Annotated in this window: 8 protein-coding genes; 4 read left to right on the plus strand and 4 right to left on the minus strand. The window is 69.6% G+C overall.

The window, feature by feature from the left end; all coding sequences use genetic code 11:
- The first annotated feature begins 33 nt into the window (after positions 1–33).
- The 4 genes from N5K27_RS22105 (at position 34) to N5K27_RS22120 (ending at position 3,333) form a co-directional block, all read left to right on the plus strand.
- Positions 34–1,002: a LysR substrate-binding domain-containing protein gene (locus N5K27_RS22105; protein WP_087838970.1), complete on the plus strand. Its 969-nt coding sequence runs from the start codon at positions 34–36 to the stop codon at positions 1,000–1,002.
- Between the two features lie 137 nt (positions 1,003–1,139).
- Positions 1,140–1,949, plus strand: coding sequence for a class III extradiol ring-cleavage dioxygenase (locus tag N5K27_RS22110; RefSeq protein ID WP_279818869.1), 810 nt, complete (start codon positions 1,140–1,142; stop codon positions 1,947–1,949).
- Between the two features lie 87 nt (positions 1,950–2,036).
- A complete protein-coding gene (locus N5K27_RS22115) occupies positions 2,037–2,444 on the plus strand; it encodes a DoxX family protein (RefSeq protein ID WP_132979673.1) in 408 nt (135 codons plus the stop codon).
- A gap of 4 nt (positions 2,445–2,448) precedes the next feature.
- Complete coding sequence (locus N5K27_RS22120) at positions 2,449–3,333, plus strand: LysR family transcriptional regulator (protein WP_087838973.1); 885 nt, start codon at positions 2,449–2,451, stop codon at positions 3,331–3,333.
- An 8-nt stretch (positions 3,334–3,341) separates the two neighbouring features.
- Here N5K27_RS22120 and N5K27_RS22125 read toward each other — a convergent pair whose 3' ends face one another.
- From N5K27_RS22125 to N5K27_RS22140, 4 genes are all read right to left on the minus strand, one after another.
- Positions 3,342–4,451, minus strand: a complete 1,110-nt coding sequence (locus N5K27_RS22125; RefSeq protein WP_132979672.1) for an alcohol dehydrogenase catalytic domain-containing protein — start codon at positions 4,449–4,451, stop codon at positions 3,342–3,344.
- A gap of 17 nt (positions 4,452–4,468) precedes the next feature.
- A complete protein-coding gene (locus N5K27_RS22130; RefSeq protein WP_279818874.1) occupies positions 4,469–5,449 on the minus strand; it encodes a hypothetical protein in 981 nt (326 codons plus the stop codon).
- 35 nt (positions 5,450–5,484) lie between these two features.
- Positions 5,485–6,453 (minus strand): TAXI family TRAP transporter solute-binding subunit, encoded by a 969-nt coding sequence (locus tag N5K27_RS22135; protein WP_087838976.1) that lies wholly within the window; start codon positions 6,451–6,453, stop codon positions 5,485–5,487.
- Positions 6,454–6,463: 10 nt separating this feature from the next.
- A partial coding sequence (locus N5K27_RS22140) for a tripartite tricarboxylate transporter substrate-binding protein (protein WP_279818877.1) occupies positions 6,464–6,973 on the minus strand: 510 nt, incomplete at its 5' end.

Here is a 6,973-nt window from a genome sequence, read left to right on the forward strand (position 1 = left end):
TAGAATCAAGTGAAAACCAATAGGAATCACTCTTTGGACACCGCCTACCGTATCCCCACCGTCCGTCAGATACGTTCCAGGCTGCGGCTGCGCCACCTGGACCTGCTCGAGGCGCTGCACGCCACCGGCAGCGTGCACAAGGCCGCCGCGCGCCTGGGCATGACCCAGCCCGCGGCCAGCAAGCTGCTGGTGGAACTGGAAGAAGCCTTCGGCGTGCCGCTGTTCGTGCGCTCGCGCCGCGGCATCTCGCCCACGCCGTATGGCGAGACGCTGGTGCAGAAGGCCGGCGTGCTGCTGGCGGACCTGGACGGGGCCCGCAACGAAATCGAGGCGCTGACCCGGGGCGCCACCGGCCGGGTGCGCGCCGGCGTGCTGCAGGTGGTGCTCCCGGTGCTGGTGCCGCGCGCGCTGGCGCGCATGCACGCGGCCCACGCGGGCATCACCGTGATGATCCAGGAAGGCACCAACGACCTGCTGCTGGCGGCGTTGGCGCGGGGCGAGCTGGACTGCATCATCGGGCGCCTGATGCAGGGCGCCTCGCAGGCCATGTTCCGCACCGAAGTGCTGTACGACGAACCCATCTACGTCGTCGCGCGGGTGGGGCATCCGCTGGCGCGCTCGAACCGCGTGACGCCCGCCACGCTGGCGCGGCAGGCGTGGATCCTGCCCCCGCCCGACGCGCCGCTGCGCCAGCGCATCGATGCCTATTTCGCCGAACAGGGCCTGACGCTGGGCGTGCCGCTGGCCGAATCCGTCTCGCTGCTGGCCAACGAGGTCCTGCTGCGCAACACCGACGTGCTGGCCGCCATGCCCCGCGGCGTCGCGCGGCACTATGCGCGGCTGGGGATATTGACCATCTTGAACTTCCGGCCGTCGTGGGCCTTGCCTTCGGTGGGGGTCGTGCTACGCTCGGACGTGGCGCCGTCGCCCGCGTTGGAATTTTTCCTGCGGGCGGTCCGCGAGGAAGCCGCCGGACTGCGCCACCAGGCGGAACAGGAGTAAATCCTGGCGCCTGGAATCGCCTCATCCCGCACCGTGGATCATCAACGGACAGGAAACGAACTCTTCCGTTTTGCACGATTGATTGCCTGACAGTACGCGCCTATATTGCCGACAAAGGCCACGCCACAGGAGCTGCCATGTCCGCCTCGAGCGCCCACCGTCTGCCCACGTTCTTCATCCCCCATGGAGGCGGCCCCTGCTTCTTCATGGAATGGCCCGGCGATCCCCACATGTGGGACCGCATGGCCGCCTTCCTGAAAGGACTCGCCGCGTCGGCGGGCGCCCGTCCCGACGCGGTGCTGGTGATCTCGGGCCACTGGGAAGAGGACGACTTCACCGTCAACGCCAGTCCCAACCCGCCCCTGCTGTTCGATTACTACGGCTTTCCCGAGCACACCTACCGGCTGCAATACCCGGCGCCGGGTTCGCCCGCGCTGGCCGGCCGCGTGCGCGAGCTGCTGGGGCAGGCGGGTATCGCTTCGGGCTCGAACACCGAGCGGGGGCTGGACCACGGCGTGTTCGTGCCGTTCAAGCTGATCTTTCCCGACGCCGACATTCCTGTCGTCCAGTTGTCCATGAAGACCGGCCTGGACCCCGAGGCCCATTTGGCGGCGGGCCGCGCGCTGGCGCCGCTGCGCGACGAAGGCGTGCTGATCGTGGGCAGCGGCATGAGCTTCCACAACATGCGGGGCTTCGCGCCGGCGTTCAAGCCGGCCTCGCAGCGCTTCGACGACTGGCTGGCCGAGACCGTGGCGCTGCCGCGCGAGGCGCGCGAACAGGCCTTGGCGAACTGGACCTCGGCGCCCGACGCGCGCGTCTCGCAGCCCCGGCCCGATCACCTGCTACCGTTGATGGTGGCGGCGGGCGCGGCCCGCGACGACCCCGGCAGCCGCATTTTCCAGGATGAAGTCATGAACGTCATCGTCTCGGCTACCCGGTTCGGGTAGGGAAACCCACCCCCTACGCCCTTCGGGCGCCGTGGTCCTGGACACAGTCTTTTTCACCCGCGTGTCACTCTTGAAGGAAAATAGCCAATGCAGACCTCCACCAACGACACCCTCACCGTCTGGGCCCCCCGCGCGCAAGCCGTCATGCGCATCGTCATCGCCTACGTGTTCCTGCAGCACGGCACGGCCAAGTTCTTCGACATCCCGTCGCTGGGCATGCAAGGCATCCAGCTGTTCTCGCTGATGGGCCTGGCCGGCGTGCTGGAGATTGGCGGCGGCCTGCTGATGATCCTGGGCCTGTTCACCCGGCCGGTGGCGTTCATCCTGTGCGGCTTCATGGCCGTGGCCTACTTCATGGCGCATGCGCCCAAGGCCTTCCTGAGCCCGCTGCAGAACGGCGGCGAGCCGGCGGTGCTGTACTGCTTCGTGTTCCTGTTCTTCGCCGTGGCCGGCGCGGGCGCCTTCAGCATCGACGCGTCGCGCGGCAAGGCCTGAACGCTTGGACACGCTGGTCAGCATGAAGGTGTTCCGCCTCGTGGTCGAGGCGGGCAGCTTCGCGCGGGCGGCCGGACAACTGGGGATTTCGCCGGCCATGGCCAGCAAGCACCTGGCCCACCTGGAACGCAGCCTGGGCGCCCGCCTGCTCAACCGCACCAGCCGGCACGTCAGCCCGACCGAGGCGGGGCAGGTCTACTTCGAGCAGTGCTGCGAAGCGCTGGACCTGCTGGACAACGCCGAGGCCACCCTGCAGGACAGCCATGCCGAGCCGCGCGGCCAGTTGAAGATCACCGCGCCGGTCTGGTGCGCCAACGGCCGCTTCGCCGGCATGCTGGCGTGCTACCGCGAACGCTACCCGCGCGTGGTCATCGACCTGCGCCTGAGCAACTACAAGGTGGACCTGGCCGAGGAAGGCTTCGACCTGGCCCTGCGCGCCACCACCACGCAGAACGCGCCATCGCTGATCGTGCGGCCGCTGTGCGAGGTCCGCTTCGTGCTGGCGGCCTCGCGCGACTACGTGGAACGGCACGGCCCCTTCGAGTCGCCCGCCCGGCTGGCCGACCGTCCGGCCGTCCTGCCCGCCTACATCAAGCGATCCGAGGAAATCCCCCTGCTGGGACCCGGGGGACCCTCGACGCTGCGCGTGCCCACGGCGCTGAAGACGGACGACTCGTCCCTGGCGCGACACAGCCTGTTGGCGGGCATCGGACCCGGCTACCTGCCGGAATGGCTGATCGCCGACGACCTGGACAGCGGCGCGCTGGTGCGCCTGCTGCCGCAGTACCGGCCCCCTTCGGTGACCCTGTACGCCGCCTATACCAGCCGCAAATTCATGGCGCCCAAGGTGCGGACCTTCATCGACTTCTTCAGCGAGGCATTCGCCTAGGGGCCTGTTCAGCCCTGCCCCGGGTGCACCACGGCCATCCAGATCGGTTCGCTGCGATCGAGCATGACCCGCAGGGCCCGGTTCACCTCGGCCAGCGGGAAATGATGGGTGATCAGCGCATCGGCGTTCAGCCGGCCCGATGCCAGCAGTTCCAGCACGGCGTCGGTATCCGATCGCGTGCAGGCCCGGGTGCCGACGATCGTCCAGCACATCTGCATGGCTTCGGCCACCGTCAGCGACAGCGGCACGGCGTTGCCGCCCATGTGCACCAGCGTGCCGCCCAGCGCCAGCGCGCGCAGTGCCTGCATCGTGCCCGGGCCGCCCGGGAAATAGTCCAGCACGGCATCCGCGCCTCCCGGCAGCACCTCCCGCAGCCGGCGGGTCAGGCCCTGGCTCTCGGCCCAGTCGGGCGCCAGTTCGTCCAGCGCGACCAGCTCCACGGGCAGGTCGCCCGCCAGCGGCCGCAGCGCCTCCAGGCGTTCGCGCGACCGCGCCACCAGCACCAGGCTGCGCGCGCCGTAGAACCGCGCCAGCAGGATGCTGGCCGTTCCCATGGTGCCGGTGGCCGCGGTGATGACCAGGCGCCCCGGCTCGGGAATGGCCGCGCACTTGAGCGCGCGCACGGCATTGGCCAGGTCGTGCACCTTGGCGCCGACGTCGAAGCCGACGTTGTCGGGCAGGGGGTCGACCAGCCAGTCCGGGGCGCGCGCATACTCGGCCAGGCCGCCGTCGTGATAGCGCGCGTAGAGCTCCAGCTTGCCGGTGCCGAACGCGGCGTGCCCGATCATGGCGGTCTCCGCGCACAGTTGCTGGCGGTCGGTGCGGCAATAGACGCAGTCGCCGCAGGACAGCATGGGATGCACCCGCACCCGCCGGCCGACCAGCGAGGCGTCGGCCTCGCGTCCCGCCGCGACGACCACGCCGGCGATCTCGTGGCCGGGCGTGGACGGCAGGTGCTTGAAGCGGCCGCGCTCGAGCAGCTTCATCATGCCGGGCGCGATGCCGGCGGACGCGACCTTGATCAGCACGTCCCGTGCGCCGGGCTCGGGCACCGGCACCCGCTCCAGCCGCAATTCGGTCGCGCCCTGGTGGGCGCGCGCGGCAAGCATGTCGCTCATATTGCTGTCCTTGTGTGTCAAGTCGGTTTTCCAGGGCGCAGCGCGTCGATTTCCGACGGCGTCATTCGCTCGGCCTGGCGGGCGCCTTGCGCCACCTGCGGGATGGGTTGGGTCGAGACCAGCGACAGATGCGTGCTGGGCTCCGCGTGGATGCTGGCGAAGGCCACGGCGCGGGGAATGCGGACGAAGTCCCCGGGCGCCAGGCGCAGCACGCCCCGCTGGGTCACCAGCGTACGCGTACCCGAGACCTGATACTGGATCTCCTCGGCGTTGCGCAGCCGGCGATAGACGTGTCCGGTCGAGGCGGCGGCCGTGGTTCCGATCATGGCCGTGGGGCCGCGATACAGCCATTCGCTGCCCGATCCGATGCGCAGGACCTCCAGCCGCTCCTGTGTTTCATCGGCATGGGACAGCAGCAGCCGTTCGTCGATGGGAGACAGCGCCACGTCCTGGCCCGGGCCGGCCACGCCTTCGGTGACGAGCTCGTTCAGGGGCGCGGGCGACCAACCCGGAAACGGCGGGATCCTGGCCTCGGAGCGACGGTCCACCGCGCCCAGGCGCTCGACCGGACCTGGCACGTAGAACAGCAGGTGGATGTCGCGGCGGCCGTAGTTGTCGTGGGCCACGCCGTCGGGCAGCCGGGCGAACTCGCCCGGCGCCACGTCCACGCTGCCCAGTTCCGTCATGATGGTGCGGTCGCCGCACACCTGGAACGAGATCTCGTCCACGCCGCAGTTGCGGTGGTAGAAAGGCTGGCGGGCATTCATCGTCTGCCACTCTATCCGCATGGCCGCGCTTTCGTAGACCCCGCGCGGGGGCACGAAGGGCTGGTCCACGTACCCGGGGGGAAAATGCACCGCCTCGACGGGCGGGTACGCGCGGGGAGGGCGGCCGCCGCCCGGCAGGGGTTCGGCCAGCAGCAGTTCCTCGCGACGGCGCAGCACGCGGGGCGGCGCGTCGAAAGGAAATGCCTCCAGGTATTCAAGGACTTCGGGCACGGCGGTCTCCTTCGGGGCGGGCGGGAACGAGCGGCTCAGGCCAGCAGCCCCGCCTCGCGGTAATAGCGTTGCGCGCCCGCATGCAGCGCGATGGACGGCCGGGCCATCCTGGCGGGATCGATGGGATAGGACAGCGGACTGCGCTGCGGCGGCAGGTGGCGGTACTGGCGCTCGATGGCCTCGCGCGTCTCCACCAGGCACCAGGTCAGCAGATGCGCCACCTCCTCGTCCATGTCGTCGCGCACCAGCACCAGGAAGTCCGAGAAGTCCAGGGCCTCCACCGGCGTCTCGAGATTCTTCCAGTAGCCTGCGGGCAGCGCGTTGGCCGGGAAGCCGTGATCGGCGCGCAGCCGGGCCAGGGCGGAAGGTTCCGCGGACAGCGGCACCGCCAGTCCGGACTCGACGATCCGCGCCCACCACGGCGTCATGATCGCTTCCTGCAGCACGCCGTCCACCTCTCCCGCCTCCATGCGCGCCAGGCTGTCGCGAGGATTGGTGTCCTCGACGTAGGATCCGCCCCAGGCCGCCAGCGTGGCCTCGTCGATGCCGTGGGCCGCCATGAACAGGCGGCTTATATAGCCGATGAAGTTGGTCCCGTCGTTGCGCGACGTGGCGATGCGCAGGGCCGGCCGGCGGCTGCGCAGTTCCTCGAAAGAACGGATGCCCAGGTCCGGGCGCAGCGCCAGCACCATGCGGTCGTTCTGCGGCAGCACCGCCAGCGAGCGCAGGTTGGGCGCGGCGCGTCCCTGGAAGATGGACTGGCCCGTCAGCGCGGCCGGCATCAGCATCGCCGGCGTCACCAGGCACAGGTCCACCTCGCCTTCCTGCACCAGGTCGATGGCCTCGATACCGCCGGCGCGTATGCTCCATATGGCCACGCGGCTGCGCGGGCCGGCGCGCTTGCAGAACTCCTCGCACAGCCAGGAGCAGATGCGGTGGAAGTTCGCCTGGCCCCAGTCGCCGACGAAGCGCAGGTGGTACGAGCGGGAAAGTGCGGGTTGCATGAAGGAACTCCTATTCGACCTTGACGTGGGCGTCCTGGATCACCTTCGCCCAGAATGCATTCTGCTCGCGCACCAGTGCCCCGAAGGCCTGCTGGTTGCTGTCCACCGGCTCGAAGCCCAGTTCCAGCAGGCGGCTGCGGATCTCGGGACGCGCCAGCACCTTCTGCACCGAGGCGGCCATCTTCGCCGTCAGCGCGGCGGGCGTGCCGGCCGGCACCAGCAGGCCGCCGAAGCCGACCACTTCGAACCCGCCGTAGCCCGACTCCTTCATGGTCGGAATGTCGGGACTGATGGGCGAGCGCGTCGAACCGGTGCTGGCAAGAATGCGCAGGGTGCCCGCCTGCACGTGCGGCAGCAGGTCGGAGTAGGACGCGAACACGCTGGAGATGCGCCCGGCCGCCACGTCCATCACCGCGGGCGGGATGCCGGTGTAGGGCACGTGCAGCATGTCGATGCCGGCCTGCTGCATCAGGATGACCATGTTCAGGTGCGGGGTGGAACCCTGGCCCGGGCTGGAGAA

The sequence above is a fragment of the Pigmentiphaga sp. GD03639 genome, from assembly GCF_029845405.1.
In the GTDB taxonomy this organism is placed as follows: Bacteria; Pseudomonadota; Gammaproteobacteria; order Burkholderiales; family Burkholderiaceae_B; genus Pigmentiphaga; species Pigmentiphaga daeguensis.

What these genes read in the sequence shown, in the direction of transcription:
- N5K27_RS22110 (WP_279818869.1), top strand. Translation starts at nt 1,140, where the DNA reads ATGTCCGCCTCGAGCGCCCACCGTCTGCCCACGTTCTTCATCCCCCAT.
- N5K27_RS22115 (WP_132979673.1), top strand. Translation starts at nt 2,037, where the DNA reads ATGCAGACCTCCACCAACGACACCCTCACCGTCTGGGCCCCCCGCGCG.
- N5K27_RS22125 (WP_132979672.1), bottom strand. Translation starts at nt 4,451, where the DNA reads ATGAGCGACATGCTTGCCGCGCGCGCCCACCAGGGCGCGACCGAATTG.
- N5K27_RS22135 (WP_087838976.1), bottom strand. Translation starts at nt 6,453, where the DNA reads ATGCAACCCGCACTTTCCCGCTCGTACCACCTGCGCTTCGTCGGCGAC.